Origin of the sequence: Novipirellula herctigrandis (genome assembly GCA_007859835.1) — a bacterium.
Classification (GTDB): domain Bacteria; phylum Planctomycetota; class Planctomycetia; order Pirellulales; family Pirellulaceae; genus Novipirellula_A; species Novipirellula_A herctigrandis.
On the sequence record SJPJ01000001.1, the window covers coordinates 1,675,595 to 1,698,632 of the forward strand.

At 53.5% G+C, this 23,038-nt stretch carries 13 protein-coding genes; 3 read left to right on the forward strand and 10 right to left on the reverse strand.

The genetic code is table 11. From position 1 onward, the window contains the following. Window positions 1–42 precede the first annotated feature (42 nt). The gene (locus CA13_RS06040; RefSeq protein WP_146395059.1) at window positions 43–1,155 is read right to left on the reverse strand and encodes a prenyltransferase/squalene oxidase repeat-containing protein; all 1,113 of its coding nucleotides are present in this window, start codon (window positions 1,153–1,155) and stop codon (window positions 43–45) included. Here CA13_RS06040 and CA13_RS06045 point away from each other — a divergent pair. After that, a complete protein-coding gene (locus CA13_RS06045; protein ID WP_419195087.1) occupies window positions 1,045–1,278 on the forward strand; it encodes a pentapeptide repeat-containing protein in 234 nt (77 codons plus the stop codon). The two genes, CA13_RS06040 and CA13_RS06045, sit on opposite strands and share 111 nt — an antisense overlap. Here CA13_RS06045 and CA13_RS06050 read toward each other — a convergent pair. Genes CA13_RS06050 through CA13_RS06065 form a run of 4 tightly spaced genes read right to left on the reverse strand, consistent with a single transcriptional unit; the run spans window position 1,167 to window position 12,424 of the window. Continuing rightward, window positions 1,167–6,833 carry a hypothetical protein gene (locus CA13_RS06050; RefSeq protein WP_419193991.1) on the reverse strand — a complete coding sequence of 1,889 codons (5,667 nt, stop codon included), beginning with the start codon at window positions 6,831–6,833 and terminating at the stop codon, window positions 1,167–1,169. The genes CA13_RS06045 and CA13_RS06050 overlap by 112 nt on opposite strands. Before the next feature lie 28 nt (window positions 6,834–6,861). Further along, on the reverse strand, window positions 6,862–9,240 hold the full coding sequence (locus CA13_RS06055; RefSeq protein WP_146395062.1) for a hypothetical protein: 2,379 nt from the start codon (window positions 9,238–9,240) through the stop codon (window positions 6,862–6,864). Continuing rightward, window positions 9,237–11,525 carry a BatA domain-containing protein gene (locus CA13_RS06060; protein WP_146395063.1) on the reverse strand — a complete coding sequence of 763 codons (2,289 nt, stop codon included), beginning with the start codon at window positions 11,523–11,525 and terminating at the stop codon, window positions 9,237–9,239. The genes CA13_RS06055 and CA13_RS06060 overlap by 4 nt, the downstream gene beginning before the upstream one ends. Continuing rightward, complete coding sequence (locus CA13_RS06065; RefSeq protein ID WP_146395064.1) at window positions 11,522–12,424, reverse strand: DUF58 domain-containing protein; 903 nt, start codon at window positions 12,422–12,424, stop codon at window positions 11,522–11,524. Before CA13_RS06065 ends, CA13_RS06060 begins: the two co-directional genes overlap by 4 nt. Before the next feature lie 245 nt (window positions 12,425–12,669). On the opposite strand from CA13_RS06065, the gene CA13_RS06070 reads away from it, so the two are divergent. Beyond that, the gene (locus CA13_RS06070) at window positions 12,670–13,833 is read left to right on the forward strand and encodes an AraC family transcriptional regulator (RefSeq protein WP_419193992.1); all 1,164 of its coding nucleotides are present in this window, start codon (window positions 12,670–12,672) and stop codon (window positions 13,831–13,833) included. A gap of 104 nt (window positions 13,834–13,937) precedes the next feature. Here CA13_RS06070 and mgtE read toward each other — a convergent pair whose 3' ends face one another. Next, window positions 13,938–15,257, reverse strand: a complete 1,320-nt coding sequence (gene mgtE, locus CA13_RS06075) for a magnesium transporter (RefSeq protein WP_146395065.1) — start codon at window positions 15,255–15,257, stop codon at window positions 13,938–13,940. A 183-nt stretch (window positions 15,258–15,440) separates the two neighbouring features. Between mgtE and hemL the strand changes: the two genes are divergently transcribed. Beyond that, window positions 15,441–16,748 (forward strand): glutamate-1-semialdehyde 2,1-aminomutase, encoded by a 1,308-nt coding sequence (hemL, locus tag CA13_RS06080; protein ID WP_419193993.1) that lies wholly within the window; start codon window positions 15,441–15,443, stop codon window positions 16,746–16,748. Here the strand turns inward: hemL and ispG are convergent. The 4 genes from ispG to CA13_RS06100 all read right to left on the reverse strand — a co-directional run bounded on the left by ispG (window position 16,734) and on the right by CA13_RS06100 (window position 23,000). Continuing rightward, window positions 16,734–17,879, reverse strand: coding sequence for a (E)-4-hydroxy-3-methylbut-2-enyl-diphosphate synthase (gene ispG / locus CA13_RS06085; protein ID WP_146395067.1), 1,146 nt, complete (start codon window positions 17,877–17,879; stop codon window positions 16,734–16,736). The two genes, hemL and ispG, sit on opposite strands and share 15 nt — an antisense overlap. A 163-nt stretch (window positions 17,880–18,042) precedes the next feature. Then, window positions 18,043–19,794 carry a hypothetical protein gene (locus tag CA13_RS06090; RefSeq protein ID WP_146395068.1) on the reverse strand — a complete coding sequence of 584 codons (1,752 nt, stop codon included), beginning with the start codon at window positions 19,792–19,794 and terminating at the stop codon, window positions 18,043–18,045. 217 nt (window positions 19,795–20,011) lie between these two features. After that, window positions 20,012–21,877, reverse strand: a complete 1,866-nt coding sequence (locus CA13_RS06095) for an ankyrin repeat domain-containing protein (RefSeq protein ID WP_146395069.1) — start codon at window positions 21,875–21,877, stop codon at window positions 20,012–20,014. A 304-nt stretch (window positions 21,878–22,181) separates the two neighbouring features. Further along, a complete protein-coding gene (locus CA13_RS06100; RefSeq protein WP_146395070.1) occupies window positions 22,182–23,000 on the reverse strand; it encodes an inositol monophosphatase family protein in 819 nt (272 codons plus the stop codon). Window positions 23,001–23,038: the final 38 nt, after the last annotated feature.

Here is a 23,038-nt window from a genome sequence, read left to right on the forward strand (position 1 = left end):
AGAAAGCGCAAGAGATAGAGTCGCTTGATCCGGTGTCACTACTTACCGCTGGTAAATCGGTAAGTAGTGATACCGGACGCTTAAACTTAGCACTGCTAACGATGTGGCGTAAACCATCCCAACATTTCGTTCTTCCCCGCCGCTGGCTTGCCACGATCCATTTTCACTTTGCGAGTCAAGTAGCAATCGATCGACGATCGGTTCAGCGACTTTGGCGTACTTGCCACCCATTTGATGCATCCCTTGGGCGTAGTAGTAAATTCCATAAAAGAAAAAACGCTCGTTCAATTGGGGTGGATGTTGCAGCAACCATTCTCCGGCTCCCGTCACCATCGGCGAATCATAAAGACCGCACACTTGCATCGCCAACAATCCGGCCGACGTCATCGTGAATGTGGGTTGATAGGACCCCGGTGTATAGGAAAAACCACTATTTTCGAATTCTTTGCCGCCCGGTTTTGGTCGCCCGGTATATGATTCTCGCAAATAGTCAATCGCTTGTTCGATCGCCTCGCCGGGAACATCCACTCCGTCGTTCTTTGCGCTTCGCAAGGCCATCAATTGCCAAACCGATGCACTTAGATCCGAATCGTGACTCGTCGGAGTGTACCGCCATCCACCGCGATGCGATTCCGGTTTCGGCATTTTCTGTGCCGTTAAAATCAGCTGCAGGGCCGGCACGAGTGCCGCGTGGATACGCGCGTTTTGCTGGACGGTTGCCCCCATTCCCAAAACTTCGGTCAACATCAGCGTGATAATACCATGCCCGTACATCCGCGATCCGTCGGAATCGCCAAAATACCCCTGCTGGTTTTGGTGTCGAGGCAAAAGGACAAAGTCAATCGCATGCATCATCGATTTGCCTAACTCGGTCGATTCGCTCGGCTGAGTCCCAATCGAGGCCATCGCCATGACTGCCAACGCGGTCATCGCCACTTGGTGCGACCGATCGTTGATTGCACCACCTTCTTTCTGAACCTTTGCCAAATACCGGACACCGTTTTTGACGGCTTGATCAACCGCATCGGCGATGTAAAGGGTGGCATATGGATCGTCTGCACAGCACTTTTGGCCGTGCCGTCGCACCATCGGGACAAGGCATGTTGCCAGTGCCGCTCGGAGCGTTGCTCGACGATTAAACCGTGGGATATTCATTCGCTTGTCCGTCATTCCGAAGCCCGACTTTCCGATGCCCGACTTTCCGATGCCCGACTTTCCGATGCCCGACTTTCCGATGCCCGACTTTCCGATGCCCGACGGGCGACGGCCTGGAAGTAGGCTTCGATTTGCGATTGGTATTCGGGTGAGGCGACCGTCGCATCGGTTTCAATCGCATCATCCGTCCGCCGCTCACGCAGTTTCCCCCACTCGCTTCCCAAACGATTCATATCGACCGAGTTGAGCGGGCCACCAGCGGCAATCGAAGTCGACGACGACCTTCGGTTTGTTGTGCGAGTTGCTGAGGATTGACGCGGAGACGTCGAATCCGAGGGTTTTGAGGCGTCCGAGGCAGATTGAATTTGGCTTTGTCGCTGCTTAGCCAATCCTTGGTTTCGTTGGTTCATTTCCGAAGCCAAAGTGGGTGACGCTTCCGAAGCGGACGGTTGTTTTCCCTGCCCGTTTTCCGACGAAGGCTCTCCCTGTGATCCACTTTGCCCCTGTTCGCTCTGCTGACCCTGCCCGGATGATGATCTTTGATTGGATTTCTGGAATACAGCCCGATCAAGTTCATCCAAGGTTTGGGCCAATTGCCGTGCACGGTCTTGTTGGGCCTGGTTTTCGGATGAAGAACCGTCCTGCGCGTCGTCCGACAAACGAGAGAGCATCTCAGCTAACTTTGATGCTTCGGCATCGATCTTCTTTGTCGCCTCAGCCATCGCCTGGTTTGCATTGGGCGCAGCGTCCGAAGATTCCTTGACCGCTTCAAGATTCGCTTCGGCGCTGCGTGCCGCAGAGACAGCGTTCTGCTCGACCGACTCGGCAGCTTGGTTGAGGGTTTGATTGGTCTTGTTGTTACCGAGTCGCTGCTCATGGCGAGCGACTCGCTCCAAAACATCCGCGACCGACTGTGTTTGATCCGTCACAGCAATTTGACGATGGCTAGCCGATTGTGCCGACTGGCTAGAGATTGATTGCGGTTGAGTTTCATTTGTTTCCTCTGCAAGTTGTTCCAGTTCGCTTTGGATTGCTTCCAATTCGTCCATCGCTTGTTTGGCCATGCGTGTCGCCGCCTGAGCAGATGGGTTGGGATCTTTCAAGTCGTCGATACGTTGACTTTCAATATCACGTTTACGTTGCTCGGCGTCCGCTTTTCTATCTTTGGCAAACTGGCCTGATTGGCGTGCCGCTTCTTCCGCTATTTTTTCATTCTGCAGTTGCTCTTTCGCATTGGCCACAACGTCCTTTCGCCATTGATTGTCGCTTTGCTTCGCCAACTCTTCCTCGGCCTGACGAACTCGCTTTTCGCCTTCGCGAATCTCTCGCTGTGCGTCGCTGATTCGACGTTTAGCTTCATTGTATCTCTGCGTCCACCATTGGATCTGTTGTTGGGTTTCGCGACTATGTTGGTTCCGCGATTCAGTCTGCTGCTGTTTAGCGTTTCGTTCGGCACGATCGCGTTCAGTTTGGTTATCCGTAATCGCATCTTGCGTCGCATCCGAAGCTTGATCGCCGATCTCCTTGACCGCCTCGCGAACCTTCTCGACCGCCTCGGCTGATTTGGTTGCCGACTCATTCAACTCGGCCATCAAATGCTCGCCCTCGGTTTCACTTCGAATCGCCTGAGCCGTTTTTTGTAAGGTTTGTTGAGTCTCCGAGAACTTGTCAGTCATACCAGGCACGCGTGCCGTTTTTGCTACTTCACGCGCGCGATTGAGAATAGCGTTTCGAACCGTTTCGAGTCGCCGCGACAACGAACTAAGTTGTTGTTGTTTCTGAGCTTTCGTTTCTCGCAATGCCCTATCGGACTTCTCGAAATCTTTTTGGATATTGGTTTGCTTCTCAGCCGCATCGCGGAGCAGTTGTTCCGCCGATTCTGCGGAATCATCGCCGATTTCCGACAATTCCTTTTGCATCGGCTGGTTTCGTTTTAGCTCCGCTTCGAGTCGCCGAAGCATCTCTTCGGGGGATGCCGACGCAGCGTCCGCCATTGCCTTGGCGGCTTCGAACTCTCGCATCAACTGTTCATTCTGCAATTCCTCGGCCGCTTCACGCAATGCTTCCCGAGACTGCGAAACGTCCTCGCCGGCCTCGGCACGCTCGAAGTGATCGGCCGTTTGCTCGAGTGCTTTCTCTAGTTTTTCGAGTGACGTCGCCGTTTTGTCGAGGGATTCGCTACGCTTTTCCTGATTCGACGCTGCGGTTGCTTGTTGCATGTCTTGTTGAGCACGGCTCAACGCATCGCCGATTTGCGCAGACGCCGCATCGGCATCCCGGGCCAACTCTTGTTGTTCGGCATCCATTAAGTTCGCATTATTCGCGTGATCGGCCAGCGACCGCATCGTCTCGGCCGCCGCTTGTTCGGCTTCTCGATGTTTTTCGGCTAACTGTTCCGCTGTTTCCTTGGACGCATCCTCTCGTGTCTCGGTTTGCTCTTTTGCCTGAGCCACTTTTTCCGCCGCGCGGCGAGCTTGTTCGGCAAGCGAAGGAACATACTGCTGAATCGTCTCACGAGCCTTGTCGACCTCAGGCGTAAGACCTGCAAAGGCGGGCTGCAGCTCGCCCACCACGGGTCGCAACCACAGATCAGCCGACAATGGTGGTTCGCCTTGCCAACGCCGTTCACCTATTCGGCCCGTAGCGAGTCGAAGACTTTCTCCATAAAGCACGTCTTGAATTGGATGAAGGAACGACCAATCGACGCCGTTTTGCTTGATCGCCTCGATCGAGTGCTGAATCCCCTGAACAATCCGATCGGACCAATGCGGATGTTCAATCCGTGCATTCGCATAGGATGCCCGCTGTGATTCGGCTAACAATAATTCATTGAGTTCGGCCACAACCGTGCCCATCGAATGTACACTTTCGATCACGCCAATCGCTTGGCCAAGCTTATCGTGCACTTGTTCCGGGCGTTCTTCGCCAATGTCGACAAAGCCACCTTGATTGACATGGATGAGGGCTCGACGGAAAAGGTTCAAATCGGCGGCATAACGCAAATCAACATTGGGTCGTTGGCGGTGCAGCGACTCGTGGCGCTGCAAACGATCCGTCAACTGGACCAGTTTGAATTCGTAGATCGCTTCTTGGTGCTTTGTCTCGCGTGACGCCTCCGCGGCCTTGTCCGCATCGTCGGTTTTCCCGAGTTCTTTGCGACTGGACGCCGCGCGACTTCCAGCCCGACTGATCTGCGTGGTCGATTCACGACTGGATTCAATTCGGCGATTGAGTTGCCCAATACCATCTCGAAGACGATTGCTAAGATTGCCATCAAGAATGCTACCGTTCCGTTTCCCCTCTAACTCGCGAACATATTGGCGAACCAAACTTCGCACGTCTTCATTTCCCGACGGATCGCTCATCGCATTCCGCAACCGAATCTGCCACGACTGAGAGTAGCCTCGCCAATCACGAAACCGTTTGTTCGTGAATTCCGGCAACAGATCACTGTACTCGTCCATTAGATCATCAACCGCTTGCATCCGAGCTTCGGCCAATTTGATGTAGCGAGGATAACGCCCCGTGGGAACACCCGAATCTTCGTCGGCGAACCGTTCCATGCTCTGGTACAGTGACGCGATGTCCGTGAGCGCTCCAATCGAGACTTTTTGGGCCAACATGGCACGCGCACTGTCGGCCACGGACCGATTTTCATTCTTGATATGATTCAATTGGTCGCCGATCCGTTTGATATCCTTCTCGGACTCTTGCCAATCACCACTTCCATACAATTCGATCATAAAGACTGCAACATCGAGTTCGGCTTGCAAGTCAATCGCTACCCGTCCGAGCAGTTCCAAGTTCGTTGCATCGGGTTCGTGTTCGCATTCAGGCAACCGCGATTCGATGTTTCCAATCAGACCGCGAGTTCGTTTTTGAAGATCCGTCAATTTGGTCTTGGCCTCTCCCAGCGATGTTTTTGAGTCACTTGTTGGCAAAGCGGTTTTTAACTGTTCGGTGACGATGGTCGCTTTCTCCGTCCATGCGATCACTTGTTGGACGATTTCCGCTAGCGATTCCAACTGATCATAACGGTCTTGCGAGAACGTCTCGTCGACGATCAAAACTTGAATGAGATTGGATGTGCTGCGTTGCCCCCGTCGATCGATCGCAACTAGTCGTATTTGGATCGCGTCACCGTGCTGCATTTTTGGGGATTCGTCCACGCTCTCCGTTTTGGAGGTCCCTTCTTCGCGGTGCATCAAATCCCAAGACCACTCAAAATCCCAAGACCACTCAAGCGAAATTTCCTTTTCCGGTTGATCAATGGAAAGCGAGTATTCTTCAAACAGCCCTGAGTTGATGGAGAACTCTTGATGAATTCGGTTGATTGGCAAATCGTCGCTCACCGATCCGGCGAGGGAAAGGACATCGAGCGGCGAAGCGAGCGTAGTGCTACGAACCGAATCGTCCCACCGAATAACCGGCGGTGTGTCGATCACCGGAGTAATCGTGTATTGCGGGCTAAAGGGATTGTCGAGACCCGATCTTTGGCTGACAGCATCCATTTGATAGTGCCCCGCTGTTTTTACAGGCACCGAAACCGTATAGCTAGTTGCCGTCGAATCCGTTGGCTCCAACGGCACAGCGACGCCTTGGTTGCCGTAGCGTAGCGTTGCATCGCGAACAGGTTGATCGAAATGGACAGTCAAGTGAGCCATTGTTCCAACCAAGGCCCTAATGTCCCCGTGTTCGCTGGTTTCGACTGTATCTTCCACGCTTGCATAGGCCGGGTATTCATAACGTTTGTCGAACGAGGTAACTCGAGGACGGGGCAGCGGAGACAAGGTGTGCCAAAGCGTGACCGCATCACCCGCCAACACTCGATAGCGAACGTTGGTCGAGCCGACGCCGATGTTTGCGGAGCATTGCAGCTCGGTATCATTTGTTTGGTTTTGCTCACTGGCCTCGGGCTGAGGCGAGGAACCGAGGCCGAGTTGGCGGGAAAGCATCGGCGTTTCGAGAGTTCGACCGTCCACTTGCCACTGCAAAGTGACATCATGCGGTATCCTGCCACCGATTCCCACAACCACGGCCACCGCGTCTCCCTCGGCAACAAACTTACTTTCAGGTGACGGCTCCAAGATCGTCACTTGAGTCTGTGACGCTCGCTCAATCGCAGCGATCGGCAACGCCGCACGAGCAATTCGACGACCAAACTGAAGCGACGGCACCAACATCAGAAGCAAGTAGCAAACCACAATTCCACTACCGAGCCACAACCATCGGCGGACCAATTCCATTGGCAACAACTTCGAAACATCCAGTAGCAACAGCCGTCGCGCCACCATCCGTTGGAGCCGATCTTGCAGTTCGGGCGAACCATTGACCGCCTCCGGATCGGCAAACTCGACCGCCGACAACAAGTCGTCGCGAACGCGTGGTGCGACCGCTTCCAATTGTATCGCTAATCGCTTGGGATCCGTTTGACCAAGGTACCGTAGGCCGAAATACCATAGCACCGACGCGGTAATTCCATAGGCTACCGCGCTCAGCCCCCATCGCACCGGATCCGACAAGATCCACAGGTAATCACACAAAGCAACGACTAAGATCGCAATCGCAAACGCCAACACCGCGACTGCGACACACCGCACTAGAATTAGCCATCGACGACGACGCGAAAAATTCTCTAGCGTCTCGACCGTAACGGGATCAAGATTCGATTGACTCAAAAAGATGGAACCGGTTGTCGACATCTGTCTAAACTAACCCCGCTCGTTTGCGCAATAACCACTCGACCGCTAACACAATAATGATCAACCAAAACCAATAAAAGGACTGCCAAACCAAGATATCGGATTCAACAACGACGCCGCTCGAAAGTGGCTTAAGACTCTCAAGCAATTCGTCAGCGGCGGATTCGTGAAAATATTCACCACCACCCCGCTGGGCAATTTGAACCATCGCGTCTCGATCCAATCCAACGCGACTCCACTCGAAACGGTCCGCCGATCCGACCCAAATGGGAGTTGTCGCTTGCAGTGCAGTCGAATCAAAACCACTGGCACGAATCCGAATTTTGTATTGGCCTGGTTCAAGAGGTAGAGTCGCCCCTTGGAATGTTCCTCGTGAAGGATTGTCGACGCCAAGCGGCACGGCTGCGACAACTTGATCGTTAGAAACCAATAGCGCATCGACCACGGCATCACCTATCGGTTTGCCACTCGGGTCCTGCAAGCGAACACGAATGACCGACGATTCGCCTGGTTCGTATTCAACTTTATCGGTTCCAATCGCTACAAATGCGTCGCTAGCTGAATAGGGTGGTTGCATCGCGGCGCTGAGCAATTGATTCCAAAAACGCGAATGCAATTCGTCGGCGACTTTGTAACGCCAACGCCAAGTCTGGTCCGATGCGATGTAAAAGACGCGTCCAGCACCGAACAACCGCGTCACCAACCAAGGTGACACCGTTTGATCGCCCAATATCGTGTTGGCCCAAACTTCCGCGCCCGCCTGAGGCTTGACGATGGCCGCGTATTGAGGTGGCGGCAAATCCCGCCAAATCGCCAATGGATCCGAATCCGAATGGCTGATGTTCAATACAGGATGTTCCATTCCAATGCCGGTAGGAATCAACTGATTTGACGCAACCGGTTGATTGCCCCGGGGATATTCAACAGGAATCAATTCTGCAAGCCGCTCGTCGGCCAATTGCCCCACATTGCCGTAGCGACCATCGACCACAATAAGGCCGCCACCGCGAGAAACGAATTGGGTCAAAACAGACGCATCGGAATCACCAAATTGATCTGGCGGGATTTCACCCAGGATAATGGCATCGTAGACCGAAATCGCTTCTATCGAGTTCGGCATTTGCCCCGGCTGCTCACCGCGAAGCACCGTTGCCGTATCGGTTCCAGGGCCAAACAAAATCGTGTCGACCCGCCAAGCAGGGTCGCGATCAAACAAGTTCCGAATGTACCGCGTCTCCCAGCGACTTGATCCATCGAGAATCAACAGACGACGATCACGCGTAGCAGCAGCGACGCGAAACGGCATCGAGTCGTTCTTGGCAAGCGGTTGTATCATGCCCGGTATGGTCGATTCGCTTTCCGGTCCATCGACCACCGCTTTCAGATCGAGCGCCACGGCATCGCGACTAACACCACGCTCTGTTTCACTGCGAGTTGCCTTCACCAACGGTTCCACATCGAACGTGAACGGAACGTCCATCTCGCCGTCGCTCTCGGGCGTGACGGTTTGCCGCCAAACCGTTTGGCCTAGATGTTCAATCCGGACACCGACCGGTTTTCCTGACATACCAAATTGTTTCAATACCATTCGGCCTGACAACTGACCATCGGCTGCGACCGAATCAGGCCGCACCATCTCGGCGATGCCAACATCATCCGGTTCGTCCTCTGACCCCATCCCAACGGTGAGCACTTGCATCCGATTTGACGCCAACTGCTCCGCTGAGTTAACAGGGGACGGCCCGAAATTGTGACGCCCATCACTCAAGATCACGACAGCCGACCGGCCAACCAATTCGTCGCTCGTGTCGGCTTCAACCGTATCATTGGCATCGACTTCACCAGACGCGACACCATGTTTTTGTTGCAACAGTGGTGCTGACAAATTCGTTCGCGCTCCCGAGGCCGCAACGTCCACCAAACTCCCCAGCGGCTGCTCATTACGGCTAGTCCAAATTGGCGTCGACGCATTTCCATCGAATGCCACGACTTCGATTTCGTGGCTACTGCGAAGCGACTCGACGAGGCCGGCGAATTCGCCTTGCCCCGAAAGTAACCGCGCCGCTCGCCGCACGCGACTTTCCGACGCGTCAACAGACGCACTATCAGTAACGGCCATACTTTCGGAGGTATCAATCGCAAAGACCACTTTCCCGAGCGTGCCAACCACGCGCCGTGAATGCCATATCGGCCCCGCCAAAATCAACAACACCATCGCGACGGCCGCCGCACGCAGCGCCGGCAGCAAGTAGGAATAGGGAGCGGCCAACGAGCGAGTTTCGCGTAAGTAATAAACCATCACGGCGATGGTGGCTAGCAACGCCCCCGCCACCACCAACCAAACGGGCAAGTCGCCCGCGAAACGAAGCGTCGCAATCATCATACGGAACTCCTTCCAAGGGAGTCGCTTGCGGAATTCATTGTCGGAGTGACCGCTTTAGCCGGAGCCGATCGCTGTTGGACAACTAGCTCCAAAATCATCGCAACTAACAATGCGACGAGCAGCCATCGCCAAATTTCGCGTCCATACCGGCGTGTTTGCTCAGCATCCCGAAGCGTGTTTGCTCGATCGTAAACAGTCGCATCAAGAAAACCTGCAATCGCGGCAAGTTGACCAGGTAGCACCGGACGCAACTTCGATTCCTCGGAGGGGACTTGTGCCACACGGACCGTTGATTTGATGAGGTTCCCAGGCGGATTATTTTCATCCGATGAAACGGGAATTTCAATTCGGCGAAAACGATAGACACCGGCGAGTTGTGTAGCTGTCCAAACCAACTGCCCCTCCTGTTGCGAGTCGACATCTAAGTCGATCTCCGCTGAACCAGGGGGTTCGACCGTATAGCGAACACGAACACTTTCCTCCGAGTCATTCTCTGCACTTGGCGTTTTCATCAATTCGTCCAAGCTCACGATCATCGGTTGTCCTGTTGTCACGGTCGGCATTTTCCCACTACCGATTAGGTCGAGTGCCAATTGCTGTACCATCGGCACAAAGAGTCGGCGTAGCGGAAGTGTGGTCCAATCGGCATCAGCGGGAATCGCAAATTGGACAATTCGGCCACGGCCGCGACGCGCCGAAACGACCAACGGATCGCCGTTCTTCATTGCTAAGATCACGGTCGGCTTGTCCTCGTCGCTCGCATCTGGATCGATAATTAGTTTTCGATAAGCAAACACGTCGATTATTTCAAGAGGCCGCGTATTAGCGGGTGCAAGCTTTTGCCACGGAGCGTATTGGGAGCTAAGCATTCCGATCCGCATTGGCGCGGACTGTTCGGCGTTTTGCCGAGCATTGGGATCACCGACAATCGTCCCAATCGAAGCTGGCAACAATCGCGAAACATAGTTGGCATCCCCTAAATGGATACCGTCAAACGAAATCAACGAACCACCCGATTCGACAAACTCGACAATCTTTGATTGTTGTTTCTCGTCCAAAGAAGCGACGTTCGCAAGTACCAAAATGTTTGGCGTTTTTTCACTGAGCACCTCAACGACTTTTCCTTCCCGAATCACCGAGGCGCGAACCGCGTCGACTTGGTCCTGCTGAGAAAACGCGAACGGACTTAGCGCGATTGCGAGGAAATCCGTTTCCCCCCGCAGCGGTTCGTTACTCGGTTGGCCGTCCACCAAGACAACCTCAATTTCTCGGATCACTTCGACTGCAATGCTGCGATTATTGTCTTCGCTCATTCCATCGACGAACTCGACCGAAACAGAGATTTCATGGAGTCCAGATTCCAACAACGCATATCGCATGTTCGCCGTCGACGTGCTACGAGCAGGAATCGAAATCGTTTGCGAAGCAGCCTGCGTTCCATCGACCAACCAGTTCACACGCAAATCATTGAGCGTTTGATCCGTCGCGTTTCGCAGACGAGCGGCAAATCGAGTCTCACGATCGGGGACAATCGCTGGCGACAAGGTTTCAATCGAATCAATGGAAACGTTGTCAATGGATCGTGATAAATCAGCCAAATTCCAGAACAAAATATCGGGGCGTGACGAATCATTTTTTAGTTCATCGGCAAACGTGCGTAGCGACTCAACCGAGGCGTCGGAGGTATTTACACCCTGAAAGTCAGACGCAAACACAATTCGCTTTCGCGCATTCACGCCGGCGTTCGACGCTTTCACAGCCGCACGCAACACCCGGGCAATATCAAAGGGGCCGCTGCTGGTGCGAATGGTTTTCAATTTATCAACCGCGTCAACCGTGCCCATTGTGGAAGGTGGAAATTCGATTTGACTGGTCGGCATCCAAAGGATTTCGTCACGCGGGGAAAACTCACCCAGGGATTGCCCCAACTCGTTTCGAACTCGGTCGATTCTTGACACCCCCGATTCGTCCCGCGCCGCCATACTTTGGCTATCGTCGATCACCAAAACGATCGACTCAGGCGAATCCCCTTGCAATGCTCGAAAGCCTGTTAACACGGGCCGGGCAAGACAAAGTGCCAAAAGAACCGGTAGTAAACAACGAATTAGAAGCAGCAGAAAATTCGTCCATCGAATACGTCGCCGATTAATACGTACAACCGGCTCGAGCAAGTGCATCGCCCCCCACGAAACGGTCTTAAATCGATTTCGGTACAGAAGGTGGATGACTAACGGGATTGTAAACGCGGCTGCGCCAAGTGCCAACAAACCATTAATGAATGTCATTGGATCTGCCTCCGCAATGCGACATATTGGTGCAGAGCGTCGTCAAAGGGTTGACCGGTTTGGATCGTGACCAGATCGACCCGATTGCGGCGACAAATGTCACGCAACTGTGAAGCGTGTTGCTCAAAACGATCTAAGTAAGCCGCATGAAGCGAATTGGCGTCGACCGTTTGATCTTCGGCGGTTTCTTCGAGATCGTGAAATTGGATACGACCGGAAAAGGGAAAATCAACTTCATCAGGATCAAGAATCTGAAAGAAGACGACTTCATGATGGCGTGAACGGATTTGGGCCAATGATCGACTGAGGGAGCCAAGATCCCCCATTGCATCCGAAAACAGAACGACAATGCCACGCCGCCCGAGTTTTGGAACCACCGAGCGAATCGCACCGCCCAGATCAGTTTCGATTCCTTCGGGCGGACTGACCAGTGCAGCCAAAACCGCGCGAAGATGGGAAGCACGTCCACGAGGGGTGACAATGTTTCGCGGGATGCTGTCGAACGTGACCGCACCCACGGCGTCTTGTTGGGCAAGCATCAAATAGGCAAGCGATGCAGCAAGCCGTTGAGTGTAGTCGTCTTTGCTAAGCCCACCGCTGCGGTCACCTCGATACTGCATCGACCCACTACGGTCGACCAAAAGGACACACCGGAGGTTGGTTTCCTCTTCATATTCGCGGATGTAAAGCCGATCACTTTTGGCATAAGCCTTCCAATCGATATTCTTTAACTCGTCACCGCGGACATATGGCCGATGCTCTTTGAATTCGACACTGAACCCCTTTTGGGGTGACCGATGTCGGCCCGAGCAGAAACCTTCTACGATTTGACGCGCCAAGACCTGCAAAGCTGCGACTCGTGAAAGTTGCTGGGGAGAGACGAGGTCAAGAATTCGCATCGAGAGAGTGCCAAAAAGTCGCAGGTGGGAAAATTGACTGTGAGCGGGTTCGGAAGCGAGACTCAAAAAGCTAACATGCATATCATAGTATTTTTTCTACCGCCGACGATCGGCACGGTAAAAACACACAGGGAACATTTCACATTCCGCATTCCGCATTCCTTTGTTGTAGTGTAACTTAATGCGGGATCGCTGCCCCCTTCCTTTGACACTCTTTCTTGGTAGCGACGGGAAATCCAACCAAAATGCTGCAAAAATATCGTGTCGTTCTGTTGATTGAAACGTCGAGTGGTTACGGCCGCGAAACACTTCAAGGAATCATGCGATTTCTTCGCACGCATCATGATTGGTCGGTGTTTCTCGAACTATGCGATGTTGGACGTGAGCCACCGAAATGGTTGTTCGATTGGAATGGCCACGGGATTATATCGCGACTAACGACGCCTGAATTGGCCGACGCAGTCAAAGAGTCAGGAATTGCGATGGTCGACTTGTCCGATCGACGTATCATCCACGACTTGCCATCGGTTCGAACGGACAACGTTCGAGTGGGTGAAATGGCTGCGGATTATCTTATCAAACGCGGCTTTCGAAGCTTTGCGTATTGCGGCTTCGAAAATGAACAGTGGTCGACTGACCGCGAAAAGGCTTTCGTCGACGCCGTAACCCGCCATTCGGGTGTGGATGGGTGCGAGATCTATCGTTCGCGATGGTTTGGTGAATCACTGCGATCGTGGGAAGACCAACAGGCGGAACTGATCACATGGCTCGGACAACTCGCAAAACCCGTAGCCGTGTTTTGCGCCAATGATGGACGGGCACAGCATGTGCTAGAAGCCTGCTCGCGAGCTGAATTGCTGGTCCCGGAGGAGGTGGCGGTATTAGGAGTCGACAATGATTCGATCATCGGCCCGCTCTGTGACCCCACTCTTTCGAGTATCGAAATCAATCCGGAAGAGGTTGGCTTTGTTGCCGCAGAATTGTTATCTCAACTCATGATGGGAAAAAAGCCCGAGTCGATTGTTCGCTATATCCAACCGATTTCGGTCGAGACACGCCAATCCACCGATGTTAAGGCGATCGCCGATCCGTTGATCGCCTCGGCGCGAGCCTTTATTCACGAGAACTCATGCAACGGCATTACGGTTCAAAGCGTAACCGAGCATTGTGGATTGTCGCGAAGTACTTTGGAACGCCAATTCCGAAAACTATTTGACCGTTCACCACAACAAGAAATTCGCCACGTCCAAATTAAGCGTGCTCGAAAATTGTTAGCCGAGACCGACTTATCGATGGAACGCATTGCCAACTTGTGTGGCTTTGATCACCCGGAATACATGCACGTCGTTTTCCGCCGCGAAATCGACATGACCCCTGGCCAATACCGGCGTCAATCCCGAGCCGAATGAACGGGACCAAAACGAAACCACTCGCCCCAGCAATGCTTCGCCAATGAGCGGCGGACACGAGTTCCCCAGCTACGACGAGATCGCAAGGGTACTCTCAAGTCACCCTAAACCAACAATACGCTGGCCATACTTAGGACCAAGAAAAATCCGCACATATCCGTAATCGTTGTGAGGATCGGACCAGATGCGATGGCGGGGTCAAAATCATATCGTTTCATCAATAGCGGAACCATCCCGCCGATCGATACCGCGACCATCGTATTGACGCACAGCGACAATCCCACCACCAACCCGAGCATCGGGTCGGCTTTCCATAAAAAGGCAGCCAAGCCAACGAGAGCCCCCAAACATATCCCGTTGATCGTCCCTACGGAGATTTCCTTCCCCCACACGCGTAACAGCTCACTTGGGCGGATCAGCCCTAGCGATAGCTCTCGCATGCTAACCGCAACCGCTTGATTGCCACTGCAACCGCTCATATCGGAGATGATCGGCAAAAATACCGCCAACGCAATGACCGACGAAAGGGTATCCTGGAACATCGCAATCACACTGGCCGCGACAATATTCAATAAAATATTCACGCTCAGCCACGACAACCTCCGTCGCGCCCTCTCGATCACCGGCAAACTCCGAATTTCTTCACCACCGACAATCCCTTGCGACTTCAAGTAGTCACTACGGTCATGGGCGGCAAGCGCACGCTCCATTGCGGATCGCTGAACCACGCCAACCAATTCTCGTTGGCTATTGACAACGGGAATACCGAGAAAATGATGATTGTCAAAGACATCTTCAAGAGCACTCATGTCGGCATCGTCACGCACACTGATCGGATCGGCGATCATTAATTGCCGCAGGGGCGTGCTTCGTTTCGCCAAGAACAAATCACGCATCGGTAGCACACCGACCAAGCAACCTTCGTCGAGAACAAAGCTGTATTGGACATCGATGTCACGGTACAAATCAGAGTTCTCAGCCAAGTCATCAAAGACGCCTTGCACCGTTTCATTCATGTCGAACGAGAGCAGCTCCGTGACCATCAACCCGCCCGCCGATTCGGAGTCGTAGCGGGTTAGCTCTTTCGTCTCCTCCGCCTCCTCGGGTGCCATCAAGTCTAGAATTTGAGTAGCCGAATCAGGATCAAGGCCTGCGAACAAGTCGGCGCGAACATCGCTGGTTAGCTCTTCCAAAATCGACGCCGCAATATCGGGCGAAAGCTGCTCGAGAATCTCTGCGGCCTGCTCTTCGACCAAATGATCGATCAATTCCGCAGCCTCTTCGGCGGGCAATTCGCCCACTGCGGCCGACCGTTGCTCATCCGACATCCGGTCGATCACAATGGCAGCATCGTTTACTAAATCCGAATGCATCAACTCGCGAAGTTCGTCGATATTCTTCAGTTCGTTTTCACTAGCGTTCATCACATTCGTTTCAATTTAGAGGCGATTTTCAACGCAGCTAATCTAGCACCACGAACCGTAATTCCGTAGTCCGGTTCTGGCGTTGAACATTTGTGGTTTACTTCTTCACTTTGCGAACGGCCTGTTTTGGCATACGCTTAGAACTTACCGAATTCGATTCCCTTCCCTTCGGAACTTTTTTCTGTGTCAAACTCGAAGACTGAACGCGCCATTGGCCCCCTTAGTACCGCTGCTTTTGCCCGTGCCCAAAAGTTGATCCCCGGTGGTGTTAACAGCCCGGCAAGAGCGTTCGGTGGTGTTGGCGGGACGCCGCTATTTATCGATCACGCCCGCGGACCTCATTTGTTTGACATCGACGGCCACCGCTACCTCGATTACATCGGCTCTTGGGGACCAATGATTCTTGGCCACGCTCACCCGGAAGTGATCGAAGCGATTCACCAAGCGGCCGCTCGCGGGACTAGCTACGGAGCACCAACGGAAGCCGAGTCGGAATTGGCGGAACAGATCATCGAAGCCGTGCCGAGTGTCCAGCGTGTGCGTTTGGTGAACAGTGGTACCGAAGCAACGATGAGTGCGATTCGCGTCGCCCGTGGCGTGACAGGCCGTGACAAAATCATCAAATTCGCTGGCAACTACCACGGCCACGCTGATTCACTCCTCGTTTCGGCCGGCAGTAGCGCAGCGACGCTCGGTGTCCCTGATTCGCCTGGCGTTACCCAAGGTGCAACTCAGGATACGATCGTGCTCGCCTACAATGACGTGCAAGGCTTAACCGAAGCTTTCAACCAATATGACGGGCAAATCGCGGCCGTCATTTTGGAACCGGTCGTCGGAAACATGGGCTGCGTGATCCCGACCAAGGAATTCCTTGCAGCCGCCCGATCCTTGACCGAAAAAGCGGGGACAATCTTGATCTTTGACGAGGTGATGACTGGCTTCCGTGTCGCGTTTGGCGGAGCACAGCAGCGTTTGGGCGTGACGCCCGACATGACGACGCTCGGCAAAATCGTCGGTGGCGGCATGCCGCTTGGTGCATACGGTGGCCGACAATCAATCATGGATCAAGTGCTGCCAGCGGGCAAAATTTTCCAAGCAGGAACACTCAGCGGAAACCCGGTCGCCGTGGCCGCCGGAAGCGCGACACTGAGAATCCTCAAAGAAGACTCACCGTACGAATATCTTGAACGCTTAGGTGACCGGTTGGCCAAAGGCTTAGATGCCGCCGCCACCGATGCGGGACTTCCTCACCAAGTGCAACAGGTTGGCAGCATGATGACGTTGTTCTTTAACCCCAATCCAGTTAACAACTGGGACGATGCGGACCGCAGCGATCGCGAACGATTCGGACGCTATTTCTGGGGGATGATTGGCAAGGGTATCTACATGCCATGCAGCCAATTCGAAGCCTTGTTCTTTAGCCGCACACACACCGAATCGATGATTGACGAAACGATCGACGCAGCCAAGGAAGTGCTAAAGAGTTGCTGATTTGTTTGCGATCAACAGATCCAGTTCTTCCTTCAACTTCGGAAGAATTTCGTCGTAACCGAACGCGCCCAGTGGTTCGGTTCTTCGTTTCAGATTGACTTTCGCTGGCCCGCACCACAAACCAAGATCCGCGTCATCGGTTTCGCCGGGCCCATTCACTCGACACCCCATCACGGCGATTGTGATCGCGTAATCCTTGGCGTACTCGGTCATCTCCTTCACGCTTGCAGCTAACTCGATGAACGCTTCGTTCTCGACGCGTGAACAACTGGGACAACTAATAATATTGAGCTTCGTGTCATCAAACACCACCACCGAACGGACTCGCCCCGCATGGATGTCGTCAATAATTGATTTGCCTGCGTCGATTTCTTCAGGCTTTCGATTGTTCGGCAACGTTAACGACACGCGAACGGTGTCGCCGATCCCTTTGCCGATCAATTGCTCGAACGCGATGCGTGTTTTGATAATCCCTTCGGGCGGCATGCCTGCTTCGGTCACGCCCAAATGCAAGGGCACTTCGGGCCTCGTCTGGGCGAATCGCTTGTTGACTTCGACGACCTGTTTCGGATCGCTGTCTTTGAGCGAAACGACGTAGCGAAAGAACCCGAGCGAATCAACGAGCTCACAATGTTCGAGCGCACTTTCAATCATCGGCGTGACCGAATCGTCCTTGGCATACTTTTCCTTTTTCGCTGGATCGACGCTGCCACAATTCACGCCGATGCGAATTGCACAATCGTGATCGGTCGCCTGTTGGATGATGAATCGGACTTTGTCTTGCCACGGCGTATCTCGCATATGGTGATACAAATGCCCCGGGTTGTAACGAATTTTGTCAACAAACGGCGCGACCTTTTCCGCCAACCGGAAATTCTCTTGCAAATCGACCGCTAAATTGGCCGTCGTCTGTTTGCGAATTTCACCGAGTGCTTCGGCATCCTTATCGCTGTCCACAGCAATCCGAACGACTCCCGCACCTCGCTCACGCAATGCTTCCGCTTGTGCCACCGTCGCATCGATGTCTTGTGTCTTGGTCGCAGTCATACTTTGGACCGCGATCGGGTGATTGTCACCGATGATAATGGATCCGATGCGAACCGGACGAGTTTGGTTTCGTTTGATAGTCATGTTGACGTTTGAGGGTTTCGCTGTGCAAATAGGATCGGTGCAAATAGGGTCGGTGCAAATGAATCGGTGCAGATGAATCGGCTACCAGCATCGTCGTTTGGCGTTCTTACAAAAGCGGCGTCTATCACGCAGCTTAAAGCGACGATGAGTTATCGAGATGCGGTCACTGTTGTAGTAGCGCGGCTGCGATTTCTGCAACATAGGGTGCCAAATCGCGTCGAGCCCGTTTCACCCCTTCTGCGGAACGGTGCGGCAAACCTTGGTTTTGAATCTGTTCGATATCGCGACTAAGTTGTTGCCATGCGTCCACCATTTTACCTGCTTCGCGCTGCAAATCAGCGATATCGACGCGCCCCCGGTCGAGCTGTTGGCTCAGTTCGGCATTGAGCCGTTTAGCGTGCGAGTAAACGTCCCTTGAAGCATCGGTGATCGAATTGCGGAAAGAAGACGACACAAAGTACCGTTTGAACCGTTGAATGTCGGCGTCAAGGTACTCAGCTCCTCCTTCAAGCGCCGCCACAGACGGTAGCATCGACCGCAAATCGGCGCCGGTTTCGACAGCCGGTCCAATATTGAGCATCCCGCGGATTTGTCCGCATGCTTGATCGACTTCAAAAATCGCCCCACGCGGCAACGAACCAAGTTGCATGTACGCCCCTCGGAGCGTGCTCCAGTCGCGATCGATGCCGCCAAACAAACCGCTCAACTCTTGAAGCGAACTCCGTTGGGCCGCTGCGTTTTCAAATTGGTGGCATTGGTCCGAGAGTCGACGACTCGCTTCGAGCAATTGCCGTTGGTCATTGGATCGAAGCGACACCATGGTGGCGAGCGTCAATCGGTTCATCACCGAAGTGAAGCTTCGATCGAGCCGCTGAGCGGCTGCCTGCAAATCGACCGTACTCGTCGGAGGCGGCAACCACAACAACGCATACGTTTGGTCTCCTACTTCATGAATGCGGTCCAAGCGACGATGGACATGCAAATCGTCCACCGTGTAAGCACGCCGACTTAATTCGCCCCATTGATGGGCAAAATCGGTAAATGCCGCGACGACATCGTCATAGTTTCCTTGGCTAAGCCGCCCCGATTGGCCGAGCAATTGCTGTTTCAACAAACGAATATCGTGAATCAGTGGGGCGGTTTGCCGGCGTGATGCGGCGGCTAATTCCAAGTCATCAATCAAGGTTTCCATGTAACTCGAACCGACAATCATCAAATCACGTAACTCCGCGCGATTGAATTGTGGCCCCACGCCAAACCGTTTTTCCATCGATAAACACAATCGGTCGGCTCGGCGGATCAATTCATTACAAGTGCCATCAAGCGAGCCAATTGCTCGGAGCGAAAAAGACAATTGCCGCCAACATGCGTCAAGCGGAGAGAAAACCGGTTCGATGGTTGCCAGCGAATCGAGTCCATCGCAATTGCTGATCAGCGTCCGACAATCGGCGCGAACGTGATAGGCATCCGGTAGCAAGGGACGCAAGTTGGGATTTTGGATCGATGCTGCCCGCAAATCGTTCACAAGTGAGTTAATCGTAGCGTAGAAGTCGACCAAGTCTTGAGCAAAGCCGGCTGCTTCGCGACTACGGACATTGATCGCCGGCAGCTGCGCGGTGACAGGTTCACCATGTTCGTGGTCATGATCGCCACGTGGACCTTCACCACGATCTCGCCGAGGCTGAATGGGCGTTGGCACGTCGGCGATCGGAGGTTGCAACCTTTCGCGTTCCCTCTGCTCCCGCTCTCTCTGTTCTTGCTCAATCCGCTTTCGCTGCTCGCGTTCGAGTTGTGCTTCGGCAATCGTACGAAACAACTCTTCGACAAATTGCCCCCGTTGTGCCTGAACGGGAACCGCAGGAAAGATTGCCAGCGATACCAGCAAGACTAGAAGTGGGCGAATGATAAGATGCATGCCTGACCCAATAGAAAAAGGAAAAGAATATCGCCCCTCGCTCCACGAAGCTGCGTTACCAAGGCAACCCCAGAGGGATAACGACAAGTTTAGGGCAACAGTGTCTAAGGCAACAATGTTTAGTTGAAGACCTTGTTTAGTTGAAGACCTTGTTTAGTTGAAGACCTTGTTTAGTTGAAGACCTTGTTTAGTTGAAGACCTTGTTTAGTTGAAGACCTTACTCAGCGGATGGCATCAGGATCGGCTTGGCAAAATTGAGAAACAATGCCCAATCTTGTGACGTCAACCCGTGACCGCCTTCGCGGATATGGTATCCCGTTTTGCCGACGATTCGTTGCCCATTGAGTGACGGCATCGTCGGTTCGGTGATCGATGATTCCCCTAACAACGTGAAAACGGGGGCGGCTCTTTTTAGCGATTCGTATTCACCCTTTGGGTCCGCCCACAAATCTTCGTCCGAGCTGGTCACATAGACACCGCGTGGCGCGACCAATGCGATCAACTCATGTTGGTCGATGGGCAATTCGCTTTCGCGGCCTGCGAATTGGCCAAACCGAGGTACGAACCAATGGGGAAACGCGGACGTGATTCGGCCAACCGTTTCACCGTAGGCACGACGCGACAAAGCCGCACCGCCACAGCCTGAGTTATTGCTATAGGCGATCGCGAAACGAGGGTCTTCGACGGCAGCCCAAAGGGCCGTTTTGCCGCCGCGTGAATGCCCCACAACCGCCACGTGCGATGCGTCGACCGCATCGAGAGTCTGCACATAATCGAGCACACGACTGGCCGCCCAACCCCACGCGGACAAACTTCGCCACGCATCATCAGCAGGCATTTGGCGATCGGAAAAGAACGCTCGAATCCCTTTGTCATAGCCGTCCTTGTCGTCAGGATCGACATCGGATGTGAAAAACGATGCCGTTGCACATCCCGATTGAACAATTTCCTTGACGGGCCAAAACGGGTCTTCTTCGCCGAGGGCGTCTTCGAGAGAAATGAATTTTCGATTGTTAATCAACACAATCGCTGGCGCTTTCGCGTCCGAATTATTAGGAACGAAGACGGTGAACGGAAACTCATAAGTACGATTATCGATTTTGACAATCGCCTTCATGCTTCGACCCGTTGCGATGCCGCCGAGTGCATCGGGAACTTCACTTGTCGTTTCGAACGAGACAGAGTAGTCCGTCTCCGGTCGTCGACCGAAAACATTCTCGCGAAACAACTCGACCACTTCATCGCGGCGAGTCTCATACCACTGCTCGGGCTTTGTAATTGGCTTGCCTTCGCTGTCGACAAGCGGATCGGGCAACGTGTAGGCGGGAACCTTCGATTCGTCGTAGTTAAATTCGGATCGCTTCTCGCTAAGGCTCACTACTAACTTCGCGTCGGCTTGCCAGGAAGAGTTGGCTTGATCCACGTCAAATTTTTGTATCATTGCAACCACCTTGCTGTGCCCATTGTTCGCGGCAAAAATTTCAGCCGTTTCTCCATCGACATCGACCGTTGTCGGGTCGGCACCTCGCTTCAGTAAAGTTTCCACTACCTCCAATTGCCCTTCGGCAGCCGCCATCATTAATGCCGTAAAACCTTCGGTCGCGTCGGCATGATCGATTTTGGCCTTGTGGTCCAAAAGAAAAACCACTGTCTCGTTAAACGGGCCTGAGGACGCATGGATCAGTGGCGTCTTTCCCTCGCCATCAACCACATTCACATCGACACCTTTGCCGAGCAGGAATTCGACGACTTTGGTATGACCGTTGAATGCCGCATAATGCATCGCTGTATGGCCTTGAGCGTCTTTGGCGTCCGGATCAGACCCGGAATCGAGAGCCAATTTGACAATTTGCATGTTCCCATCGAGTGCGGCTCGGCGAAACGAATCGTCACTGAATTTGACCTTCGGTTTTTCACCCGCAGCTTTCGGTTGGACTTCCTGTGCAATCGCATCGGGCACGATCGCAAAGGGCAAAATTGCATTGGGCATAATCAACTGCAAACCAACGCCCAACAGGACAAACAAGGCTACCAGTGATCCGGTTTTAATCGACGACGGTTTGTTCGGTTGTGTTGTAATCATTCGCGAATTATAGCAGGGGTTGGCGCAAACACCATCGACAAACGCGATAGTTTGCAACGGGGAAGCCGTATTGGATACTCGTTCTAGGCGTGCCAATAGCAAGGCGTGCCAATAGCGAGGCGTGCCAAGAGCGAGGCGTGCCAAGAGCGAGGCATGTCAAGAGCGAGGCATGTCAAGAGCGAGGCATGTCAAGAGCGAGGCATGCCAAGAGCGAGAGGTGCCAGAGACAATCAACCGAGAAGGCCTCAGCGGCAAACAGCCTGCGCGCAATGAGTTGTGGTTTGCCACGATGTGGATTCAAGCGTTAGGTTGATTCGACCGTGTGCTTGCTCGTGATCGCGATCATTGCCTCATGTAGCTTGCCGTTACTGGCGACGATGCTTGTCTTTGCCATTGGCAATGGACTTCCCGTCGCGTCGGTGATCCGTCCGCCGGCTTCTTCGACAAACAATCGTCCAGCAGCAAAGTCCCATGGCGAGAGGCTGTATTCGAAGAAACCACTGAAATGCCCGCAACCGACGTAACACAAATCGATCGATGCAGTTCCCATTCGCCGAACACCATGAATATCGTGGGTGAAAAACTCTTCGATCGCGGCTAAGGTTCCCCGCATCATGGCACCTCGGTCGTAATAGAACCCGCATCCAATCAGCGACTTATCCAGTACCGCAGCATCGCAAACTTCAACGCGACGTCCATCATGGAATGCTCCACCACCGGCGGTCGCCGTGAACCACTCATCGCGAGCTGGGTTTAAGACGACGCCGACAACCGCTTGGCCGCGAAAATAGTAAGCGATCGAAACCGCGAAATGGGGTAACCGGTGAGCGAAATTATTGGTCCCATCGAGCGGATCGATCACCCAAAGGTGCTCCGCATCGGCGGATCCTCCGGCCAGCGATTCTTCGCCGAGCAGTTCATGGCCCGGATGCGCCGAATGTAGGAATTCGGCGATCGCCTTCTCACTCTCTAAATCAGCGTCACTGACGAGGTCATACGATTTGCCACCTGAAAAAGACTTATCTCGCATTTCGACGCCGTCGCGAAAATGGCGCATTAGTACGTCTCCCCCGATGCGTGCGGCTTGAATGGCAGTTTGAAGAAGATCGTTTGGAGAGGACATTTGCGGATTATTCGGATAAACTGGATTAGGAAACGGTG

Bases quoted from the DNA above. Each gene is read 5' to 3' on its own strand.
- CA13_RS06040 (WP_146395059.1), bottom strand. From the start codon at position 1,155: ATGAATATCCCACGGTTTAATCGTCGAGCAACGCTCCGAGCGGCACTG.
- CA13_RS06055 (WP_146395062.1), bottom strand. From the start codon at position 9,240: ATGATGATTGCGACGCTTCGTTTCGCGGGCGACTTGCCCGTTTGGTTG.
- CA13_RS06060 (WP_146395063.1), bottom strand. From the start codon at position 11,525: ATGACATTCATTAATGGTTTGTTGGCACTTGGCGCAGCCGCGTTTACA.
- CA13_RS06065 (WP_146395064.1), bottom strand. From the start codon at position 12,424: ATGCGAATTCTTGACCTCGTCTCTCCCCAGCAACTTTCACGAGTCGCA.
- CA13_RS06070 (WP_419193992.1), top strand. From the start codon at position 12,670: ATGCTGCAAAAATATCGTGTCGTTCTGTTGATTGAAACGTCGAGTGGT.
- mgtE (WP_146395065.1), bottom strand. From the start codon at position 15,257: ATGAACGCTAGTGAAAACGAACTGAAGAATATCGACGAACTTCGCGAG.
- ispG (WP_146395067.1), bottom strand. From the start codon at position 17,879: ATGACTATCAAACGAAACCAAACTCGTCCGGTTCGCATCGGATCCATT.
- CA13_RS06090 (WP_146395068.1), bottom strand. From the start codon at position 19,794: ATGCATCTTATCATTCGCCCACTTCTAGTCTTGCTGGTATCGCTGGCA.
- CA13_RS06095 (WP_146395069.1), bottom strand. From the start codon at position 21,877: ATGATTACAACACAACCGAACAAACCGTCGTCGATTAAAACCGGATCA.
- CA13_RS06100 (WP_146395070.1), bottom strand. From the start codon at position 23,000: ATGTCCTCTCCAAACGATCTTCTTCAAACTGCCATTCAAGCCGCACGC.